At 41.1% G+C, this 21,555-nt stretch carries 16 protein-coding genes; all 16 read right to left on the bottom strand.

Translation table 11 applies throughout. The annotated features are described in order from the left end of the window. Window positions 1-218: 218 nt before the first annotated feature. Window positions 219-2,033 carry an excinuclease ABC subunit UvrC gene (gene uvrC, locus HMPREF3032_RS03210; protein ID WP_062402144.1) on the bottom strand — a complete coding sequence of 605 codons (1,815 nt, stop codon included), beginning with the start codon at window positions 2,031-2,033 and terminating at the stop codon, window positions 219-221. Window positions 2,034-2,101: 68 nt separating this feature from the next. Next, complete coding sequence (gene uvrA, locus HMPREF3032_RS03215) at window positions 2,102-4,966, bottom strand: excinuclease ABC subunit UvrA (RefSeq protein ID WP_062401814.1); 2,865 nt, start codon at window positions 4,964-4,966, stop codon at window positions 2,102-2,104. A gap of 8 nt (window positions 4,967-4,974) precedes the next feature. After that, window positions 4,975-7,083 (bottom strand): excinuclease ABC subunit UvrB, encoded by a 2,109-nt coding sequence (gene uvrB, locus HMPREF3032_RS03220; protein WP_062401817.1) that lies wholly within the window; start codon window positions 7,081-7,083, stop codon window positions 4,975-4,977. A gap of 208 nt (window positions 7,084-7,291) precedes the next feature. Further along, window positions 7,292-7,690, bottom strand: coding sequence for a hypothetical protein (locus HMPREF3032_RS03225; protein WP_062401819.1), 399 nt, complete (start codon window positions 7,688-7,690; stop codon window positions 7,292-7,294). Between the two features lie 6 nt (window positions 7,691-7,696). Further along, window positions 7,697-8,617: a signal recognition particle-docking protein FtsY gene (gene ftsY, locus HMPREF3032_RS03230; RefSeq protein WP_009353136.1), complete on the bottom strand. Its 921-nt coding sequence runs from the start codon at window positions 8,615-8,617 to the stop codon at window positions 7,697-7,699. Beyond that, window positions 8,607-12,170 (bottom strand): chromosome segregation protein SMC, encoded by a 3,564-nt coding sequence (gene smc / locus HMPREF3032_RS03235; RefSeq protein WP_062401822.1) that lies wholly within the window; start codon window positions 12,168-12,170, stop codon window positions 8,607-8,609. The genes ftsY and smc overlap by 11 nt, the downstream gene beginning before the upstream one ends. 162 nt (window positions 12,171-12,332) lie before the next feature. Further along, the gene (locus tag HMPREF3032_RS03240) at window positions 12,333-13,400 is read right to left on the bottom strand and encodes an elongator complex protein 3 (protein ID WP_062401825.1); all 1,068 of its coding nucleotides are present in this window, start codon (window positions 13,398-13,400) and stop codon (window positions 12,333-12,335) included. 183 nt (window positions 13,401-13,583) lie between these two features. Next, the gene (rnc, locus tag HMPREF3032_RS03245) at window positions 13,584-14,315 is read right to left on the bottom strand and encodes a ribonuclease III (protein WP_009353573.1); all 732 of its coding nucleotides are present in this window, start codon (window positions 14,313-14,315) and stop codon (window positions 13,584-13,586) included. A 2-nt stretch (window positions 14,316-14,317) separates the two neighbouring features. Continuing rightward, window positions 14,318-15,562, bottom strand: a complete 1,245-nt coding sequence (gene fabF / locus HMPREF3032_RS03250; protein ID WP_009353559.1) for a beta-ketoacyl-ACP synthase II — start codon at window positions 15,560-15,562, stop codon at window positions 14,318-14,320. A gap of 24 nt (window positions 15,563-15,586) precedes the next feature. After that, window positions 15,587-16,543: an NAD(P)H-dependent flavin oxidoreductase gene (locus tag HMPREF3032_RS03255; RefSeq protein WP_062401828.1), complete on the bottom strand. Its 957-nt coding sequence runs from the start codon at window positions 16,541-16,543 to the stop codon at window positions 15,587-15,589. 70 nt (window positions 16,544-16,613) lie between these two features. Then, window positions 16,614-16,844 (bottom strand): acyl carrier protein, encoded by a 231-nt coding sequence (locus HMPREF3032_RS03260; protein ID WP_009353552.1) that lies wholly within the window; start codon window positions 16,842-16,844, stop codon window positions 16,614-16,616. A gap of 44 nt (window positions 16,845-16,888) precedes the next feature. Then, window positions 16,889-17,632: a 3-oxoacyl-[acyl-carrier-protein] reductase gene (gene fabG, locus HMPREF3032_RS03265; RefSeq protein WP_009353560.1), complete on the bottom strand. Its 744-nt coding sequence runs from the start codon at window positions 17,630-17,632 to the stop codon at window positions 16,889-16,891. A 1-nt stretch (window position 17,633) separates the two neighbouring features. Next, window positions 17,634-18,572, bottom strand: a complete 939-nt coding sequence (gene fabD / locus HMPREF3032_RS03270; protein WP_062401831.1) for an ACP S-malonyltransferase — start codon at window positions 18,570-18,572, stop codon at window positions 17,634-17,636. Window positions 18,573-18,587: 15 nt separating this feature from the next. Next, window positions 18,588-19,532, bottom strand: coding sequence for an enoyl-[acyl-carrier-protein] reductase FabK (fabK, locus tag HMPREF3032_RS03275; protein WP_062401833.1), 945 nt, complete (start codon window positions 19,530-19,532; stop codon window positions 18,588-18,590). A gap of 10 nt (window positions 19,533-19,542) precedes the next feature. Continuing rightward, entirely contained in the window at window positions 19,543-20,538 is a 996-nt protein-coding gene (locus HMPREF3032_RS03280; protein ID WP_062401837.1) for a beta-ketoacyl-ACP synthase III, read from the bottom strand. Further along, entirely contained in the window at window positions 20,522-21,550 is a 1,029-nt protein-coding gene (plsX, locus tag HMPREF3032_RS03285) for a phosphate acyltransferase PlsX (protein ID WP_062401840.1), read from the bottom strand. The genes HMPREF3032_RS03280 and plsX overlap by 17 nt, the downstream gene beginning before the upstream one ends. Between the last annotated feature and the right edge of the window lie 5 nt (window positions 21,551-21,555).

The raw sequence follows: 21,555 nt of genomic DNA on the forward strand, positions 1-21,555 counted from the left end.
TTGTGAGGGGTATACCGTGCTCTTCCCTTTGCTAGCTTAAATCCCGTACGCCACAGACTTCATAGAGAAACAAGTATCCATTCTCTCCTCGGCGCCCCACCTGTGGATGAGTTCTTTCCATAGGGCATCAAAATCAATCTATGCAAGAAACGAGCAACATATTCCGGAGCAAACCTACCGTAGGATCAGTTTGTGGAGGAATGTGTTGCTCGTTTCCATTATTTCAAACGCCGAAAGAACTCATACACAGCAAGCGCCGCTTTTTTGTTCATTCCCTCAACACTTTCCAATTCTTCCAACTCCACCACTCGCATAGCATCCAAGTTCCCAAAATGCTTATACAGCGCTTTTCTTCGTTTCGGACCGATCCCCTCAATATGGTCGAGAACGGATTCTAAGTTCCGCTTTCCACGCAATCTACGATGGTAGGTAATAGCAAAGCGATGAGCTTCGTCACGTATTTGTTGGAGCAATTGTAATTCTGGCGTATGATGTTCTAAAATAATACTTTCTGACTCCCCTTCGACGAATACTTCTTCGATTCGTTTTGCCAAAGATATGACAGGTACATCAGTAACTCCCATAGCACGGATGACTGGTAATGCTGCATTTAACTGACCTTTACCACCATCAATAATAATCAAATCTGGCATAGGCCAATCTTTTTCATTACCGTAGCGTCGTTCCATAATCTCCGCCATGGAAGCAAAATCATCAGGCTTCCCTTGTACTGTTTTTAGCTTAAATCGACGATATTCTCGTTTCGCCGGCTTTCCACCTTCAAAGACCACCATGGATGCCACCGTTTCTGCCCCTTGCATATGAGAAATATCGTAACATTCCATACGCTCTGGCAATCTTGGCAAGTCGAGTACTTCTGCTAATTTTTTCACGGCCCCACCGGACTTATCTATTGTGTATTGCCACTGACGACGACGTTCTGCCAAGAAGTTCTGAGCATTTTCCTCTGCCATCTTGATAAGGTCTTTTTTATAGCCCCGTTGAGGTACAGATACGTCCACTTGTTGACCTTTCATAGAGGTGAACCATTCACTAAATAATTCACGGTCCACACTGTCCATAGGTAATAGCAATTCTTTAGGAATGAATGTAGATCCTCCATAATACTGTTTGATGAACTCCGTCATCACTAGCTCTGGGCTATCCCCTTCATGTTGGACAAAGTAATTTTCTCGTCCCAATAAACGACCACTGCGAATGAAAAACAGTTGAATACAAGCCATTGGACCATCGATGGCCATACCTAGTACATCCATATCGCCTCGCTGTGTGACCATGCGTTGCTTTTCTTGTACCTTTTGGATACTTAACAAGTCATCACGGTATTTTGCCGCTAACTCAAACTCCAGATCCTCTGAGGCTTGCTCCATCTTGGACGTAATCTCTTGGATCACTTGGACTTGTTTTCCTTCAAAAAGGGCTACAATGTCATCTATGTATTTGCGATAGGATTCTACCGTCACATAGTTCATGCAAGGACCTTCACAATAGTGCATATGATATTGCAAACAAGGTCGTTCTACTTTCATACTTTTACAAGTGCGCAATGGATAATAGGAACGCAAGATACGCAGTACATGATGTACCGCTGTAACGTCCGTGAAAGGTCCAAAATACTTGGCTCCGTCGCGTTCTAAGCGACGAGTCATAAACAAGCGGGGATACTCTTCTTGGACCGTCACTTTCACGTAAGGATATGTCTTGTCATCACGAAGCATAATATTATATTTCGGATGATGCTCCTTGATTAAAGTCGCCTCTAGGATAAGAGCTTCCATTTCTGTTTTCGTTTGGATCGTCTCCACATCCCACGCACGACGCATCATAGCGGTCACTTTCACGGAGCGATTCACATCTTGCTGCACATAAGATCTCACTCGATTGCGCAAGTTGATGGCCTTTCCCACATAGATGATGCGCTGGTACTTATCACGCCATAAGTAAACCCCTGGCGTGGTAGGTAGATGACTGACCTTTTCCAGTATATACGCTTGCTGTTCTAAATCTCCCATCATCATATCTTTCTGACTAGAGGCATTAAAATTCACTTCTTCTGCTTGCAACTGTGGATCTATGGGATTCATAGTATTTCCTCATCAACCAAAAGATGTTGTTCCATATAGTTCCTAGTTTTATCTAACACAGGACCTAAGAATTTACCCGTGTAACTTTCAGGCAAAGCAGCAATCTCCTCAGGTGTACCAGTACCCACAATGGTCCCCCCACGGAAACCACCTTCTGGACCTAAATCAATAATATGGTCTGCTGTTTTGATCACATCTAAATTATGCTCGATAACCACCACAGTATCCCCACCATCTGTGAGCTTTTGCAATACCTCTAAAAGCTTGCGGATATCTTCTACATGTAATCCAGTAGTCGGCTCATCCAGAATATATAAGGTTTTCCCTGTACTGCGCCGAGCCAGTTCAGTGGCTAGTTTAACCCGTTGTGCTTCCCCACCAGACAAGGTAGTCGCCGCTTGACCTAAGCGAATATAGCCTAAGCCCACCTCTTGTAAAGTTACCAATTTACGGTGAATTTTTGGGATAGCGCTAAAGAAATCTACCGCTTCATCCACGACCATGTCCAATACATCGGCAATGCTTTTACCTTTGTACTTCACTTCCATCGTCTCTCTATTGTATCGAGCTCCTTTACATACCTCACACGGTACATACACATCTGGTAAGAAATGCATTTCGATTTTGATGATACCATCACCACGACACGCTTCACAGCGACCGCCTTTGACATTAAAGCTAAAACGCCCTGCTTTATAGCCACGAATCTTCGCTTCATTGGTTTGACTATATAACTCACGGATGGCATCGAAGACCCCTGTATAGGTAGCAGGATTAGAACGTGGTGTTCTACCGATTGGACTTTGGTCAATGTTGATGATTTTATCCACATACTCTAAACCACGAATCTCCTTATGGGCTCCTACCTTATGATGACTTCTGTAGAGTGCATTGGCTACACCTTTATATAAAATTTCGTTGATCAATGTCGATTTACCGGATCCACTCACACCGGTCACAACAGTAAATAAACCGATAGGGAATTTCACATTCACTTGTTGTAGGTTGTTCTCTTTAGCTCCACGAATCTCTAAACAAGCTTTTGTTGGTTTTCTCCGTTCTTTTGGTAATGGAATATACTTTTGACCACTTAAATATTGACCAGTAATGGATTCTTTCACAGCCATTACCTCTGGTACTGTACCTTGCGCCACGATTTGGCCACCATGTTCACCTGCCGCAGGCCCAATATCTACCAAATAGTCCGCTGCTAGCATCGTATCTTCATCGTGCTCTACCACTAATAAGGTATTCCCTAAATCACGCAAACCTTTCAGTGTTTCAATTAAGCGGTCATTATCTCGTTGATGCAAGCCAATGGATGGTTCATCTAAAATATATAAGACCCCAACGAGTCCCGAACCAATTTGTGTGGCCAAACGAATTCGCTGTGCTTCCCCACCAGATAAGGTGCCGGCACTGCGGTTCATCGTCAAATAATCTAAGCCCACATTGTTCAGAAATCCTAGGCGAGCATTGATTTCTTTCAAAATTTGAGCCCCGATAAAAGCTTCTCGTTCCGTTAACTGTAGATTGCCAAAATAGTCCACCGCTTCACTAATGGTTAGCTGTGTCACTTCATCTATATTTTTATCCCCTACACGGATGGCAAGGGATTCTGGTTTCAAACGAGCACCCTTACAAGCTGTACATGGTTTAATAGACATATAGGATTCGAACTCTTCCCGCATGCTATCCGTAGTAGCCTCTGCATGACGGCGTTTCACCATTGGCAAAATACCTTCATATTCGGTATGGAATGTTTTTACCTCTCCACGCATATTTTCGTAGTCGAAAGTCACTTTCTCAGTACTACCATACATGATTTCTTTTTGTAAGGCTGTAGGTAGTTCTGAAAAACTTGCTTCTAGTGTATATCCATGCGCTTTCAACAAGCCCTCTAATTGACGCATGAACCACGCATTAGGATTCGAACTCAATGGGGCTACTCCCCCATCTATAAAAGGAACCGTTGGATCTGGAATGACACGATCTTCATCTACCTCCATGGTACTGCCTAATCCCAAACAGGATGGACAGGCACCAAAAGGACTGTTGAAAGAAAACATACGAGGTTCAATTTCTGGCAATGAAATGTGACCATTAGGACAGGTGAAATGAACACTGAATTGGTGGGCTGGGCCGTCTACCTCTTGAATGATAACAAAGCCTTCCCCATGATGAATGGCCGTTTCCAAAGAATCCGTTAAGCGGCTTTCTAAGCCTTCCTTAATAACAAGACGGTCCACAACAATTTCAATATTGTGTTTCTTATTTTTATCTAAATTAATTTCGTCCTCAAAGGTATGAATCTCTCCATTGATGCGAACGCGAGCAAATCCATTTTTACGAATTTGTTCCAACACTTTTTCATGGCGACCTTTTTTACCTCGCACCACTGGTGCCATCACCATAATCTTAGTACGTTCCGGCAATTTCATGACTAAGTCTGTTATTTGCTCAATAGTCTGTTGGGCAATCTCTTCTCCACAAGTAGGGCAGTAAGCTCGACCAATGCGAGCAAATAATAATCGCAAATAGTCATAAATTTCTGTCACCGTTCCCACCGTAGATCGAGGATTACGGCTCGTCGTTTTTTGGTCGATGGATATAGCCGGTGAAAGCCCCTCAATGTAATCTACATCAGGTTTATCCATTTGCCCTAAGAACTGGCGAGCATAAGCAGATAAGGACTCTACATATCTCCGTTGGCCTTCTGCATAAATCGTATCAAAGGCTAGGGATGATTTACCAGATCCACTTAATCCTGTTAATACGATGAATTGATTTCTTGGTAGAACCACGTCAATATTCTTCAAATTATGTTGACGGGCTCCTTTAATAATTAATTGATCTTTCAAAATAACTCCTATTCTTCATTCATGTCTGACCAAATTTGGCGCAATCTGCCCAATTCATCACGCAACTCTGCAGCTCGTTCAAACTCTAATTGTTTCGCCGCTGCTTTCATGAGGCGTGTAGTCTCTTCAATGGCATTGAATACATCTTCTTTCGTTTCGTACTGTATTTTCTGTGAAAGTTGCTCAACCGTTTCTGCCACCACTTCTGTCGGCGCTGTGCTGTCATACACCACAGGCGTTTCTACTTTAGGCTTGTGACCTTTTTTAGGTGCAGCAACTTCACCTTCTACTTTGGTCAACTCAATTAAGTCTTTTACTTCCTTGCACACTGTGCGTGGTGTAATACCATGTTCTGTATTGTAGGCCTCTTGCAAGGCACGACGACGTTCTGTTTCATCCATGGCGCGTTGCATAGAACCTGTAATACGGTCAGCATACATAATAACTTTCCCTTTTTCATTACGAGCCGCACGGCCTATGGTCTGAATCAAGGACGTATCACTGCGCAAGAAACCTTCCTTATCTGCATCTAGGATAGCCACTAAAGATACTTCTGGCATATCTAAGCCTTCCCGTAGTAAGTTAATTCCCACGAGAACATCAAAAACACCGGCCCGTAAATCACGGATAATATCGGCACGCTCAATGGTAGCAATGTCGGAGTGTAAATACCGTACACGAATACCCATTTCTTTTAGGTAATTCGTTAAGTCTTCCGCCATTTTTTTCGTCAATGTCGTTACTAACACACGTTCATCTGACTTGGCTCTATCTTTTATTTCCCCTAGTAAATCGTCCATCTGTCCTTTAATAGGTCGGATTTCGATAATAGGATCTAGCAAACCTGTTGGACGAATGATTTGTTCTGCCACATTCGTCTGTACTTCCATTTCATAGGGCCCTGGTGTAGCAGAAACATAGACAATTTGGTTGATTCTCTCCACAAACTCTTCAAATTTTAAAGGCCGATTATCCGCCGCCGATGGCAAGCGGAATCCGTAGTCGATCAAGTTATGTTTCCGAGCTTGGTCACCATTATACATGGCACGAATTTGTGGCAAGGTCACATGGGATTCATCAATGATGATAAGGAAATCATCTGTAAAATAGTCGATAAGGGTCATTGGCGCTTCTCCCGGTTGACGGTTAGACAACAGACGGGAGTAGTTTTCAATCCCCGAGCAATAACCCATTTCCTGCATCATTTCAATGTCATATCTTGTTCGTTGCTCCAATCTTTGCGCTTCTAAGAGACGGCCATTTTCATTAAAGTATGCCAAACGTTCAGCCAATTCTGTCTCGATGCGCCCAATGGCAAGGTCTAACTTTTCCTTCGTCGTTACATAGTGAGAAGCTGGATAGATAGCCACGTGTTTACGCTCTACAATCACATCACCTGTAAGCACATCAATTTCTACTAAACGATCGATTTCATCGCCAAACATTTCTACACGAATGGCTCTTTCACTGGTGCCAGCTGGGAAAATTTCCAACGTATCCCCTTGTACTCGGAAAGTACCTCGCACAAAGTTCATATCATTTCGGGTATATTGGATGGATACTAATTTACGAAGAATATCATCCCGGCTATATTCCTGACCTTGTCGCAGGGATACACAAAGCGTGCTATAGTCCTCTGGGTCCCCTAAGCCGTAGATACAGCTGACGGATGCGACGATGATTACATCTTTCCGCTCAAATAAGTTCATTGTCGCCGAGTGGCGCAATTTATCGATTTCTTCATTGATGGACGCATCTTTTTCAATATATGTATCTGTAGAGGCAATGTACGCCTCTGGTTGGTAATAATCGTAATAGGACACAAAGTATTCCACTGCATTCTTAGGGAAAAAACTTTTGAACTCACTAGCCAATTGGGCTGCTAATGTTTTATTGTGGGCAATGATCAAAGTCGGCTTTTGTACGGCCTCGATGAGTTTCGCCATGGTATATGTTTTTCCCGTACCTGTAGCACCTAGTAATACCTGTGCCCATTCCCCTCGTTCAATTCCCTCTGCCAAGGACTGGATGGCCTTTGGTTGGTCACCCATCGGTGAATAGGGGGCCTCTACTTGAAAAGGTATGCCTTCCTCAGGAAAATGATGCAATCCGCTCATAGTCCCTCCTTATATATCTATCTCTATAATCCTGAAAGTTCATTGTTAATTCTATATCTAGTAACTTCTATATTATATCACGAATGGTTATTTTATTGTACTGTATGTTCGATACAAATCAGACACAACGAGTAGACTGTACGCATCCCCTATATACAAAAAGAAAAGCTGAATCTAAGATCCAACTTTTCTCCATTGCTTATATAGTTTATCCTTTGCCACGAATCCGACGCAGTTCTTCTTCTGTGATAGGTGTATCCCCTTGTAAGGTTTGTGTCACGGTGTCATCCCCCTCTAACATTTCAATGAAGATGGCAATACCACAATCAGATAAATGATGAGTTTCATCACCATGATCATGTTCTAGAGAGTCCTTCATGTTCTCAGCAATACGATGGACAAAATTCCATTGCTCATCCGTATAACTTTCAATACGGCTAGCAATTTCTTTCCAATTACTTAAGAGTAAGCGTGTGAGAGGTCTGTACAAATCACCGCCTACAAATTCCATAATATCTACAGCACATTCAATACTGTCTCTATCGATACCATAACCATTCATCTCATTTTGGTCCACAACGTATTCATATAATTTATTTCTAGTCATGGTCCACTATTCTCCTTTGTCAAAAAGAGCATTAGCAAATTCTTTTGCATTGAAAGGACGCAAGTCATCCATTTGCTCACCCACGCCAATCCAACGCACAGGAACGCCCAACTCTTCTTTGATAGAGATAACTACACCACCTTTTGCGGTACCATCTAATTTGGTCACCACAATCCCTGTGACAGGTACTGCTTCACCAAATAGTTTTGCTTGACTCACCGCATTTTGACCTGTAGTGCCATCTAATACTAATAAGGTTTGATGCGGTGCACCTGGAATTTGTTTGTCTGCTACACGGCCGATTTTTTTCAATTCTTCCATAAGGTTCACTTTGGTGTGCAAGCGCCCTGCTGTATCTACAATGACTAAGTCTGCTTCTTTAGCAACTGCTGAGGCACAGGCATCGAATACCACTGCTGCTGGATCCGCACCTTCCTTATGTTTTACAATGGATACGCCTACACGGTCTGCCCAAATAGATAATTGTTCAGAGGCAGCTGCCCGGAATGTATCTCCTGCTGCAATAATTACTTTTTTACCTTGCTCTGCATAGTAATGAGCCAATTTAGCGATGGTTGTCGTTTTACCAACACCATTCACACCCACTACCAAGATTACTTCTGGTTTGTGGAGCTCCAATACTTCTTCTTGAGCTCCCAGCATTTCCGTAATGCGTTCTTCCATGAAAGGCATCACTTCGCCAGTATTATTGATAATCCCTTCCGTAACACCTCGGCGGATTTCTTTCATCAAATAGGCCGTTGTTTTAGGTCCTAAATCACCTACTAGCATAGTAGCTTCTAAATCATCTAAAAAATCATCATCGATTTCAGCATAACCAATAACGATGGTTTCTACTTTTTTTACAAAATTATTTTTTGTCTTTTCTAAACCTGCTTTCACACGGTCAAAAAAACTAAATGCCATAATCGTCATTCTCCTTTACTTCATCAAAGGCTACAGTTAATAAGCGAGACACACCTCGTTCCACCATAGTCACCCCTTGTAAGACATGGGCTGATTCCATGGTCCGCTTACGATGGGTTACCACGATAAATTGTGTGGCATTCCCCAAATTATGCAAATATTGGCTAAATCGTTCCACATTGGCATCATCTAAAGCGGCATCTACTTCGTCAAGTACACAGAATGGAGCTGGTCGATAATCCAGCAATGCAAACAATAAGGCAATGACCGTCAACGCTCGCTCCCCACCAGATAATAAGCTCAATTGTTGGCGCTTCTTTCCTGGCGGTTGGATATAAAAGTCAATGCCACTTTCTAAAATTAATTCTGGATTCGACACTACAATCTGCGCTGTACCGCCTCCAAACAATTGAGAGAATACATGCTGAAATTTCTCACGAATCTCTGTAAGAACTCCTTGTAGTTGCTCAGACATCGCCCCATCAATTTCAGCAATAACGCCTTCAAGTTGTTCTTTAGCTATCACTAAATCCTCTTTTTGTGCATGATAGAATGCTAGCTTTTCTTTCGCTTCTTCATATTCCACAATGGCATTAGGATTGATAGCTCCTAAGCTTTCAATCTGTTTTGCTAAGTTCGCCTGTTGTTGTTTCCACTCATGTACGGAGCCACCTAACTGTATATTCTGTGCCTCTTGTTTAGTATACCCTAAAGCGCCCAATTGTTCCAATGCTTGTTCGCCTTGTAGTTGATATTTTGTTAACCCTTCTTGTAGGTCCACTAGTTTTTTCTGCACAATTCGTTGACGCTGTTCTTGTTGATTTCGTTCTTCTTGCAATTGACTTAATTGCAATTCCCAAGTACGTACTTTTTCTTGTCCACCTTTACGAGCTTCTCCAATAGCTGCTACCCGTTTTTCTATTGCTTGTTTTTCTGATTCTAATGCTAAAGCTGGTTCACAACCTAAGCGTATGACGTCCTCACCTAATTGGCTTAACCGTCTATCTAAACTTGCAATATTTACTTCCTTATCTTTGATATATTGTTCTAATTGAGCTAATTCTTTTTTGCTTTGTTCTAACAACAATCTAGATTGTTCCCATCGTAAGCGTACTTCTTGCAATTCTTCATTTTGCTCACGTTCTAGGTCTTGTAAAGTTTGCTCTCGGGCAACCAAAGCTGTGACTTGCTCTTGATGTCCTTCTCGATTCTCTAACTGAGAAAGTTCATCTGCTAGCCTTTTAATATTCTCCCCTAAAGTTATTTGCTTATCTTGAACCTTTTGTACTTCCTCATGATAGGTCTGCACCATTCCACTTAAGTTAATTTGCTCTCCTTGGGAGCGTTGTTGCTCTTGCTGTAAGCTACGTAACTGCAATTCTTCTTGTTCATAAGTTTGACGTAATCCCTTACCAGACAGTGTTAAAGCTTCTATTTCTTTGTCTAGTCCTTGTAAAGTCTGTTGTAACACCTGTGCTGTATCTCGTAATACATGAATATCTTGCTGTAATGTGTCTTGCTCTTCTTTACGGGACAAGATAGACACTTTTTTTCGTTTTGTAGCACCACCTGTTAGAGCACCACCTGGTTGCAATTGCTCTCCTGTTAAGGTAACAATCCGCAATTGTTGATGATATTCTTTTTGCAATGCTAATCCATGGTCCAAGGTATCTACAATAAGAGTACGCCCTAATAGCTGATTAAATACGCCTGTATATTGTGTATCAAATTGAATGCAGTCTACACCTAATCCCAATACATAAGGCGATGTTAAGGCTTTATGATCGAGTCGTTTTCCTCGTACCATATCCATCGGTAAAAACGTAACTCGACCACCTTGTGTGCGTTTTAAGTATTGTACTGCTTCAGAAGCAATCTTTGCAGTCTCTGTGATAACTTGATGAATAGCACCACCTAAAGCAGTTTCAATGGCCACTAAGAATTTTTCTTCTACAGTGAATACATCACCAATAGCTCCACGAATATGAGAAGACCAAGTTTCTTTCGCTTGTAATACATTTTTTGTGCCTTCCAAATAACCTTCATGCAGCTCTTCCCAACTATGTAACAGTTCTAAACGACCTTCTTTAGCTTGCAGTGTTCTTTGTACTTCTACTAATTCCTGATTTTTTTGTCGGCGTGTATCCTCTAGCTGTTGTAATGATTGACGTGCTATCTCCAACGCTTCCTCTACTTTACTAACAACCTGTTGTTGCGCCTCTAATTGCCCTTGTGTTTCTTCTACAGATTGTTTTATATCTTGTAAAGTAGCCTTCAAACGTTGCGCATCATCTTTCTTTTGTGTTTCTAACTCTTCCGCTCTTGCTAATTGATGGCGAGCTTCTTCCAACTCACGAACAACACGAATATGACGCTCATGAGCATGTTGCTCCGCTATGCGCATACCATCTAAATTAGCCTTCACTTGACTAAGAGAGTCTCGAGTGCTTTGCAAATTAGATTCCGCTTGTTTTACATCTTGTCCAATGGATGTTAAGTTACTTTCTTGGTCTTTCAAAGATGTCAAGTCACAATCATATTGTTGTGCTTTAACTTTCAGTTCTTCCTTCCAAGTTCTTAACTGTTCTTCTCCACCTTTTAACTCTTCTACCATATTGGCTTCTTTTAAGCGAGCTACTTCAATTTGTCCAGTCAGTTCCCCTAATTTACCTTGTAAAGTGGCATATTCATCTTCCATACTTCGGTGGGTTTCACGAAATGATTGAAGCTCATTTTGTGTGGTTTTATAAGTCTCTTGAATTGTATCTAAGCTAGTTTCTAATTCTTCTTGCTCACGAAGGTAGGATAAGTTTTCATTTTCTTGGCGTGTAAATAAACGATCCGCCGTTTTATATTCATGAAAAGCAATAGCTCCATCATAGCTACGCTTATCCTGTGATAATGTATTGTACTCACGTGTTACATTAGCTTTCGCCTCTAATTCTACTAATTGATCTCCTAGCGTACTCATCACATCATCTAATCGTTCCATATTACGATCTGTACTATTGATACGCCGAATAGCATCTTCTTTATTCATTTTAAAGCGAGAGATACCCGCCACATCTTCAAATATTAAGCGACGTTCTTCTGGTTTACTATTCAAGATAGCATCGATACGATTCTGCCCGATGATGGCCATAGAATCTTTACCTAAGCCTGTATCAGCCAATAATAGATGAATATCTTTTAACCGGCAATTTCTCTTATTGATTTGGAATTCACTTTCACCATTGCGATACATACGGCGTGTGATAACAACTTCTGCTAATTCTTTGCCCAAAGTGCCATCACTGTTATCAAAAATTAAGTTTACCTCTGCCGTATTGTGAGGGCGACGAGCTTCTGTGCCAGAAAAAATAATATCTTCTGCTTTTTGTCCACGCAAATGGCGTACATTCGATTCCCCTAAAACCCAGCGAATCGCATCAGTAATATTACTTTTACCACTACCATTAGGGCCTACAATCCCAGTCATGCCTGGAGAAAAAGACACTACCGTTTTATCAGCAAAGGACTTGAATCCTTTCATTTCTAGTCGCAATAATTGCATGACTGCTTCCTTTCTATGTATACATAGGTATGTTTCAAATTTACACAATATAATATATTGTTCATACTATATCCTAACCTGACACCTATTTCCAACCTCTCATCACATACTCTCTCTACAGAATATTAGTTAATCCATTGTTGTATAACCATAACCCACTATTTAAAGAGGCAAGCTATATAGTATATGATCTATCATGACATGCAATACTCCAGTATTATTATTTTCCTGTTTTTCTTGCCAAGTCCATTCTATCTGCTTATATTCCTGTCCAAAATACTCTATATTTCTGTTCTTCAATCCACGTATCTTTGATGTGAAAGGTCTTGGATATTCTACAATGACCTTATGAATCACACCAAATACTTCTAGGTGTTCTTCTATGGTTTGCTGGATAGCTTGAAGCCATTCATAATTGACTACCAATTCTCCAAAGGCAGGAGCATAGGGTCCTCCTACAATACCACGACCAGCATCAAAATCTTCTGTACTTTGTAAACCTACACGTATGATCTGTGTACCTTTGCCTTCTAAATAGGATTTTAAAAAAGCACTATAGGCTACCGCTTGTTCTATTGTTAATGGTACATAACTACCTTCACGAACACGATCAGCTAGTTCTGTATCTTCAATGACAATCACAGGATAAATGCGACATAAGTCAGCCTGCAATTGACCGGCTTTCACCGCCGTTTTTACTAAAGTGGTCCAGGTTTCGCCAGGTAACCCAGGGAGTAATTGTATACCTAAAGTTATTCCTTCTTCACGTATCATTTTACACGCCTGTTCCACATCTTCTACCGTATGCCCTCGTTTAGCTTCTACTAGCATGGATTCCTCTAATGTTTGTACTCCTAATTCAATGGTTCTTACACCACTAGTAAAGAGCTCTTTCAATCGATCTTCTCTGATAGCATCAGGACGAGTAGACAAACGAATTCCTTGAACTATTCCTTGTTGAAATGCTTCTTTAGCTGGTTCCAATAATGTATCTTGCATTTCTTGTGGTATCGCCGTAAAGCTACCACCAAAGTAAGCTACTTCCCATTGTCCACTATATCCTTGTTCTGATACGGCTCTTTGTATGGAAGAACGAATGATTTCTGGACTGACCATCTCTTGTTGTCCTGATATACGTGGCTGATTACAAAATACACAAATATATGGGCAGCCAATATGAGGAATAAAAAATGGAAGTAATCTAGTTTTCTCTTTTTTGATAGTCCTCATGAAAGCCTCCTTTTATCTATACACCTACTATATGCATACCATCGTAACCTAAATACGTTTATTCGTCCTAGTACACCTCAATTTCTCGTACACGTGAAGGATATCCTCTATTGTACCATGAGAATGCCTACTCTCCTATGTATCACATAGAAAAAGGAGTGGTTCCCCACCCCTCAATCCTTACTATTGTATAAGCTTTTCATAAGCCTCTTTAGCTGCTGCTTGGGCTGCCACTTTTTTATTTCGCCCAGAACCTACACCTGATGGGACTCCATCGATGACTACTTCCATAGTAAAGAATTTATCATGATCCGGTCCCTCTTCATCGATAACATGATACCGTATCACACATTCCCCTTTTTGTTGTACTAACTCTTGGAGCAATGTTTTAAAATCTTTTCCTACTTTCCCGGAAAGTGCCATATTCATATATCCATGCAAATGACTCAAAACAAACTGTTTTCCCACATCATAACCACACTCTAGGTAGATAGCCCCTAAGACAGCCTCAAAAGTATCTGCCAAAATGGAGTTTCTATTGGCTCCACCACAATGCCGCTCGCCTCTACCTAAGCGTAAATATTTTCCTAAGTCTAGAGTACGACTACATTCTGCTAAAGAACCTTCACAGACGGTGCATGCTTTTAAACGGGTCAGTTCACCCTCAGTCATTTCTGGATATGTAGTAAATAAATATTCTCCTATAATAAGATCTAACACTGCATCCCCTAAAAACTCTAATCGTTCATTATGATATTCATGGGATAATTTATGTTCATTCGCATAGGAAGAATGTGTCAAAGCACGATTTAATGTACTTATATTGCGTAAAGGCAAATGTAAATTCGCAATAAGCTCGTGAAGTAATGCTTCACGAGCCTTGCTAGTTACTTTGCTACTTTTAGGAGCATTCACAATTACGCCTCGTAACGACGAACAACGATAGTTCCGTTGTGTCCACCAAAACCGAAGGAGTTAGAAAGAGCTACATCAACTTTCATATCACGAGCTCCATCAGATACATAATCTAAATCCAATTCTGGATCTGGATTATCAAGGTTAATTGTTGGATGCACTTTGCCAGTCTCAATAGCCATTGCCATAACAATTGCTTCAATAGCACCAGCAGCACCTAATAAGTGACCTGTCATAGATTTTGTGGAGTTTACTGCTAATTTACTAGCATGATCTCCAAATAATTGTTTGATTGCCAATGTTTCATTTGCATCATTGATGGATGTAGATGTACCATGGGCATTAATATAATCAACTTCTTCAGGTTTGATCCCTGCATCATTCAATGCTAATTCCATGCATTTGCGAGCTTGTGTACCACCTGGTGCTGGAGAAGAAATATGATATGCATCACCATTTGTACCATATCCCACTACTTCTGCGTAGATATGAGCACCACGTGCTTTTGCATGTTCTAATTCTTCTAATACAACGATACCAGAACCTTCGCCCATTACGAATCCATCGCGATCAGCTGCAAATGGACGAGATGCTTTTGTAGGTTCATCATTACGTGTAGACATAGCTTTCATAGATGCGAAACCAGCTACTGCTGCTGGAGAAACTGCCGCCTCTGTACCACCAGCAAACATTACGTCTGCTTGACCATGTGCAATCATGCGGAATGCTTCACCAATCGCATTTGTACCAGAAGTACACGCTGTAACAACAGTTTCTACTGGTCCTTTTAAGCCTAATTGAATAGATACACGACCAGATACCATGTTTGCAATCATCATAGGTACTGCAAATGGACTTACACGACCTGGACCTTTTTCAAATAAAGTCACATATACATCATGGATAGAATCAATACCACCAATACCAGTACCAACTACAGTACCACAACGATCTGCTTCTTCTTTGTCTAAATCTAAATCAGCATCTTTTTGCGCAAGCACTGCCGCTGCAATGGCAAATGCTGCAGAGCGGTCCATACGGCGCGCTTCTTTTTTATCAATTCCAAATTGTGTTGGATCGAAATCTTTAATTTCACCTGCAATACGAGTTGCATAATCACTTGCATCAAATCGAGTAATTGGACCGATACCAGATTCGCCACGTAGCAATGCATTGTAAAAGTCATCTTTACCGATTCCCACTGGTGTCACAGCACCTAAACCAGTAATAACAACACGTCTTTCCATTATTCCACCTCTTTATAATCTCATTTAATCAATGGCTGCTGCCTCTGAAACTAGGCGAGCAAAAATCTCTTTCACAGGTAATATGGAGTCTACTTTACGCATATTATTACCCGAGAACACTAATCCCGTTTCCACGTCACCTTGTTGAGCACGTGAAAGGGCTTTAATAATACAGAATTTGTGAGAACAATGCTTTAAGCATCGATGACACTCTGTAGGTGGCGGTACTGTACCGTCTAATACTGTTTCTGCAAACTTATTACGCAACGCTTGTCCTAGAAGTCCTACTGGACTTTGAATCAAGACAATATCATCTGGAGCATCTGCACGAACGTACATTTTTTTCAATTCATCAGAGGCATTACACTCCACACTAGCAGCAAAACGGCTTCCCATTTGCACTCCACTAGCACCGAGCTTAATCATCTCCACAATATCTGCTCCATCAAGAACCCCACCAGCACCGATGACTGGAATATTTTTCACAGCTACCACTACTTCAGGTACTAATTCACGAGAGGAGCGATCTGTACCTAAGTGACCACCTGCTTCACAACCTTCCACGATCACAGCGGAGGCTCCTAATCCTTCAGAAATACGAGCTAATTTAGGAGTGGATACGATTGGTACAATAGGTGTACCAGATTCACGACCTAAGGCAAACATATCTCTGGAAAATCCAGCGCCAGCTACTACGAGGTCAATACCCTCATCAATGGCCGTTTTTACAAGACCTAAAAATTCTGTAGCGGCTACCATTGCATTTATACCGATAATGCCCGTAGGCGATAATTTTCTTGCTAATTGTATTTCGTATCGTAATTCATCAAAAGGCATGCCAGATGCTGCAATCAGGCCGATACCACCTTCATTTGCAACTGCTGCAGCCAACCGAGCTGTAGACAATCGGATTGCCATTCCACCTTGAATTACCGGTACTTTGGCTACCAATTTCCCTATTTTAAGTTCAGGGAGTTTCACTATTATTCCTCCTATGTGCAAATCCACTCAGGGAGCCGAGGCCCCCTTTGTGGTGCATAAGTGCTTAGACTTATTTTGTAGAATCGATGTAATCAACTGTATCTTTTACAGTTTTGATTTTTTCAGCAACATCATCAGGGATTTCAATATTGAATTCCTCTTCAAATGCCATGATCAATTCAACGATGTCAAGAGAGTCAGCGCCCAAATCATCGATGAAAGTGGAATCGATAGCCACTTCAGATTCGTCAACGCCCAATTGTTCAACAACAATAGCTTTTACTTTGTCAAATGTGCTCATTACGTACACCTCCTTTCATGTAGTCTATGTATAGAATCTTGCGTTTACATCACCATTCCGCCGTCTACATTGAGAACTTGGCCAGTAATATAACTTGCAAAGTCAGACGCTAAAAACGTTACTACACTAGCAATTTCTTCCGGTTGACCCATGCGACCAAACGGCACAGTAGCTGCAATACCTTCTTTAATTTTTTCAGGTAACACATCTGTCATTGCTGTTTCAATAAATCCTGGTGCTACTGCATTTACAGTAATACCACGAGCTGCTAATTCTTTGGCACAAGTTTTGGTAAAGCCAATTACCCCTGCTTTAGCAGCAGCATAATTGGCCTGACCCACATTACCAGTAACACCAGATACAGATGTCATATTGATAATGCGACCAGCACGTTGTTTTACCATAAGCTTAGCAACTGCTTTAGTCACAAGGTATACACCTTTTAAGTTAATGTTTAATACTTCATCCCAATCGGAATCTTTCATGCGAATCAATAATCCGTCACGAGTGATGCCTGCATTATTTACAAGAATATCGATATGACCAAATGTCGCAATTGCTTCATCTACCATGGCTTGTACATCGTCTGCATCGCCTACATTAGCTTTAATTTTGATAGCCTTACGGCCCAATGCTTCAATTTTTTCAACAGTTTCTTGTGCTACTGCTTCATTACCAATAAAGTTTACAACTACATCTGCTCCAGCTTTTGCTAATTCAATAGCAGTGGCTTGTCCGATACCACGGGAAGCACCTGTAACTAAAGCTACTTTACCTGTTAAATTCATTTTATTCTCCTTGTAAGAATGCAATCGCTGCTGCTAAGGATGCTTCATCTTCAACATTGGCTAATTCCATTGCTTTGTTAATTTTTTTAGTGAATCCTGTTAACACTTTACCAGGACCTACTTCTACAAATCTTGTAGCACCAAAGTCTACCATTGTAGCTACACAATCTTCCCAAAGTACTGGTGCTGCCGCTTGTTTTACTAAGGCCGCTTTAATAGCAGCTCCATCTTTTAAGATTTCCCCAGTAATATTCGCTACAACTGGAATTTGAGCATCTTTCACTTCGATATTGTCTAATTCTTCTTGTAAACGTTTTGCTGCTGGTTCCATTAAACGACTGTGGAAAGGAGCGCTTACTGGCAACATAACAGCACGTTTAGCACCAGCTTCTTTCATTTTTTCAGCTGCTACTTCTACGGCTTTTGTAGCACCAGCAATCACGATTTGTCCTGGACAGTTGAAGTTAACCGCTTGCACAGAGCCTACAGTATCGTTTACTTCTCCACAGATGCGAACTACGTCTTCACGAGGTAATGCTAAGATCGCAGCCATTGCGCCTTCACCCAATGGTACAGCTTCTTGCATATATTCTCCACGTTTATGCACTACGTATACAGCATCTTTAAAATCAAGAACACCTGCTGCTACTAAGGCACTATATTCACCAAGGCTATGACCACCTACGATATCAGGTGTAAAGCCTTTTTCTTTTAAAATTTCATAGCACGCCACACTAGCTGTTAAAATCGCAGGTTGTGTGTTTGCTGTTTTTACTAATTCCGTATCTGGACCTTCAAAACATAATTGTGAAATAGAATATCCCAATGCTTCATCTGCTTGTGCAAAACGCTCTCTTACGATAGGATACGCTTCGTACAAGTCTTTCAACATACCCACTTTTTGAGACCCTTGACCAGGGAATACAAATGCTGTTTTCATAAGGTTTCCTCCTGCTTATCGGATAACAGATTTTAAGTTCAACATTACTTCTTCTGCTTCACGAACAATATCTTGAATGATTGTTGCGCAAGGTTTTACGTCTGTCAACATACCTGCAATTTGTCCAATCATAACGGAACCGTTTTTAGTTTCCCCTTCAATAGCAGCTTTTCTAAGTGTACCAGCACCTAGATTTTCAAGAGCTTCTTTTGGTGCTCCACTGAACTCAAGGGATTGATATTTACGAGCCAATAAGTTCTCAATAATACGAACTGGGTGACCTGTTGTCAAACCAGTCATTACTGTGGAACGATCTTTAGCTTTTAATACTGCGTCTTTATAATTTTCATGAGCAATACATTCTTCAGATACAACGAAACGAGAACCCATTTGGATAGCGCTAGCGCCCAATGCTAAGGCTGCTGCCATACCGCGACCATCAGCAATACCACCGGCTGCAATTACAGGTACATCCACTGCATCTACGATTTGAGGGATTAAACACATAGTAGTAATATCCCCTACGTGGCCGCCAGACTCAGTACCTTCTGCAATGACTGCATCAATACCGCCACGAAGTAAGCGTTTTGCTAGTAGCACAGATGCCACTACTGGAATAACTTTTGTACCGATTTCTTTGAAAGCTGGCACCCATGTAGATGGATTACCTGCCCCTGTTGTGATTACTGGAACACGTTCTTCTAAAGCAACTTCCATAACTTCGTTCACAAATGGAGACATTAACATAATGTTGCAACCATATGGTTTACTTGTACGTTCTTTTAATTTATGAATTTCAGCACGGAATACGTCTGGAGGCATATGTCCTGCACCGATAATTCCTAAACCGCCTGCCTCAGATACTGCAGCTGCTAATTCAGCTGTACCTAACCAAGCCATACCACCTTGAAGAACAGGATACTCTATCCCTAATAAATCACAAATATCAGTCTTAATCATCTTTTCCTCCTTAGCACCATTTCATTACTAGACTTGCCCAAGTTAATCCTGCACCAAATCCAGCAACGGCAAGATTATCTCCTTTGTGTAATTTTCCTGCACGCACTGCTTCATCTAAAGCAATCGCAATGGATGCTGCTGATGTGTTTCCATACTTAGGTAAATTAATAAATACTTTATCTTCTGTCAGATGCAAACGATCTGCTGCAGATTTGATAATGCGAGTATTCGCTTGATGTGGAATGAAGAAATCTAATTCTTCCAGTTCCATATTTGCCATTTCTAGAGCTTTTAATACAGTTTTACCCATAGTTTTTACAGCAAATTTATATACTTCTTGTCCATTCATATGAATGAAAGTTAACCCTTCTTCACGGCGCTCCGTAGTCGGTGGCAATGCAGTACCTCCAGATGGAATACATAAATGCATTCCACCACTTCCGTCAGCACCCATATCCATACCGAGCATACCATAGCCTTCTTCTACTGTAGACACTACAGCAGCTCCAGCGCCATCGCCGAAAAGAACACATGTATTTCTATCTTCCCAGTTTACTACTCGAGATAATACTTCAACGCCTACAACAAGGACATTTTTAAATAATCCTGCATTAATATAGGAACTAGCCGTAATCAAAGAGTATACATATCCTGAGCAAGCTGCCGATAAATCAAAGGCTGCCGCTTTTGTAGCTCCTAGATTCGCTTGTACTAAACATGCCGTAGATGGAATTGCCATATCGCCTGTTAAGGTAGCAACAATGATGCAATCGATATCTTCTGCTGTTAACTTAGCTGCTTCTAAGGCTTTTTTTGCCGCTTCTGTAGCCATATCTGAAGCATTTACACCTTCTGGTGCGATACGTCGTTCTTTAATACCTGTTCGTTCTTGAATCCAAGCATCGCTAGTATCTACCATTTTTTCTAAGTCTGCATTTCTAAGAACTTTTTCTGGCACATAGCTACCGGTACCAATAATTCCGACTGGCTTATTCAGCATTGTCATATGTTAGGGTCCCTTCTTCTTCAATACTTGAGGAAATATGTTCAATTAATTTCCGTTCTACTAGATCTCCAGCAATTTTAATTGCTGTCATAATTTCCTTAGATTTGGAGCTACCATGGCAAATGATAAATACACCATTTACCCCTAATAGAGGTGCTCCGCCATTTTCTGTGTGATCTAGTCGTTTTTTTATTTTCTTAAACACAGGAACAATCAATAAGGCTCCTAGTTTAGAGATAATGCTACTTTGTTTGATGCCTTCTTTTAGAATATCTTGTACCACAGATACAAGACCTTCTGCAAATTTAAGCACCACATTACCTACAAATCCATCACATACTACTACATCTACCGTTCCTTTTGGAATATCACGGCCTTCCACATTTCCTTTAAAAGGGATTGTTTTCAGTTTTTGTAGTAACGGATAGGTTTCTAAGACAACTTCATTTCCTTTAGTGGATTCTTCACCAATATTTAACAAGCCCACAGTTGGGTTAGGTTTACCAAGTAATAACTGCGCATAGTTATATCCCATGATAGCCCCTTGCACTAGATGTTTTGGCTTACTATTCGCATTAGCACCAGAATCTAGCATAATTGTCACGCCATTCGCTGTTGGTAATGGTGTAGCAATACAAGGGCGCTCAATCCCTTTGATTCTTCCCAAACCTAATAGAGCCGATGCTACAGCTGCTCCAGTACTACCTGGTGCAATCACCGCATCACATACCTTTTCACGAACTAAACGTGTAGCCACTGCAATGGACGCATCTTTCTTCTTGCGCAAGGCAATACTGGGATGCTCATGCATTTCTATGACTTCACTAGCATGATGAATGGAGATTCTTGGATTATCCAGTTCACCTTCTGCTTCCAAAATTTCTTTTATTTTATTTTTATCACCGACAAGCACGATATCCATAGTATCGTATTCGTGCACAGCGGCAATAGAGCCTAAGACTATTTCGAGGGGGGCAAAATCGCCACCCATAGCATCTACTGCAATCTTCATAATTC

It is taken from the genome of Veillonella sp. DNF00869 (genome assembly GCF_001553345.1).
GTDB lineage: Bacteria > Bacillota > Negativicutes > Veillonellales > Veillonellaceae > F0422.

Excerpts from the sequence above, each read along its gene's own strand:
- uvrC (WP_062402144.1), bottom strand. The coding sequence starts at position 2,033 with ATGGGAGATTTAGAACAGCAAGCGTATATACTGGAAAAGGTCAGTCAT.
- uvrB (WP_062401817.1), bottom strand. The coding sequence starts at position 7,083 with ATGAGCGGATTGCATCATTTTCCTGAGGAAGGCATACCTTTTCAAGTA.
- HMPREF3032_RS03225 (WP_062401819.1), bottom strand. The coding sequence starts at position 7,690 with ATGACTAGAAATAAATTATATGAATACGTTGTGGACCAAAATGAGATG.
- ftsY (WP_009353136.1), bottom strand. The coding sequence starts at position 8,617 with ATGGCATTTAGTTTTTTTGACCGTGTGAAAGCAGGTTTAGAAAAGACA.
- smc (WP_062401822.1), bottom strand. The coding sequence starts at position 12,170 with ATGCAATTATTGCGACTAGAAATGAAAGGATTCAAGTCCTTTGCTGAT.
- HMPREF3032_RS03240 (WP_062401825.1), bottom strand. The coding sequence starts at position 13,400 with ATGAGGACTATCAAAAAAGAGAAAACTAGATTACTTCCATTTTTTATT.
- fabF (WP_009353559.1), bottom strand. The coding sequence starts at position 15,562 with ATGGAAAGACGTGTTGTTATTACTGGTTTAGGTGCTGTGACACCAGTG.
- HMPREF3032_RS03260 (WP_009353552.1), bottom strand. The coding sequence starts at position 16,844 with ATGAGCACATTTGACAAAGTAAAAGCTATTGTTGTTGAACAATTGGGC.
- fabG (WP_009353560.1), bottom strand. The coding sequence starts at position 17,632 with ATGAATTTAACAGGTAAAGTAGCTTTAGTTACAGGTGCTTCCCGTGGT.
- fabD (WP_062401831.1), bottom strand. The coding sequence starts at position 18,572 with ATGAAAACAGCATTTGTATTCCCTGGTCAAGGGTCTCAAAAAGTGGGT.
- fabK (WP_062401833.1), bottom strand. The coding sequence starts at position 19,532 with ATGATTAAGACTGATATTTGTGATTTATTAGGGATAGAGTATCCTGTT.
- HMPREF3032_RS03280 (WP_062401837.1), bottom strand. The coding sequence starts at position 20,538 with ATGACAATGCTGAATAAGCCAGTCGGAATTATTGGTACCGGTAGCTAT.
- plsX (WP_062401840.1), bottom strand. The coding sequence starts at position 21,550 with ATGAAGATTGCAGTAGATGCTATGGGTGGCGATTTTGCCCCCCTCGAA.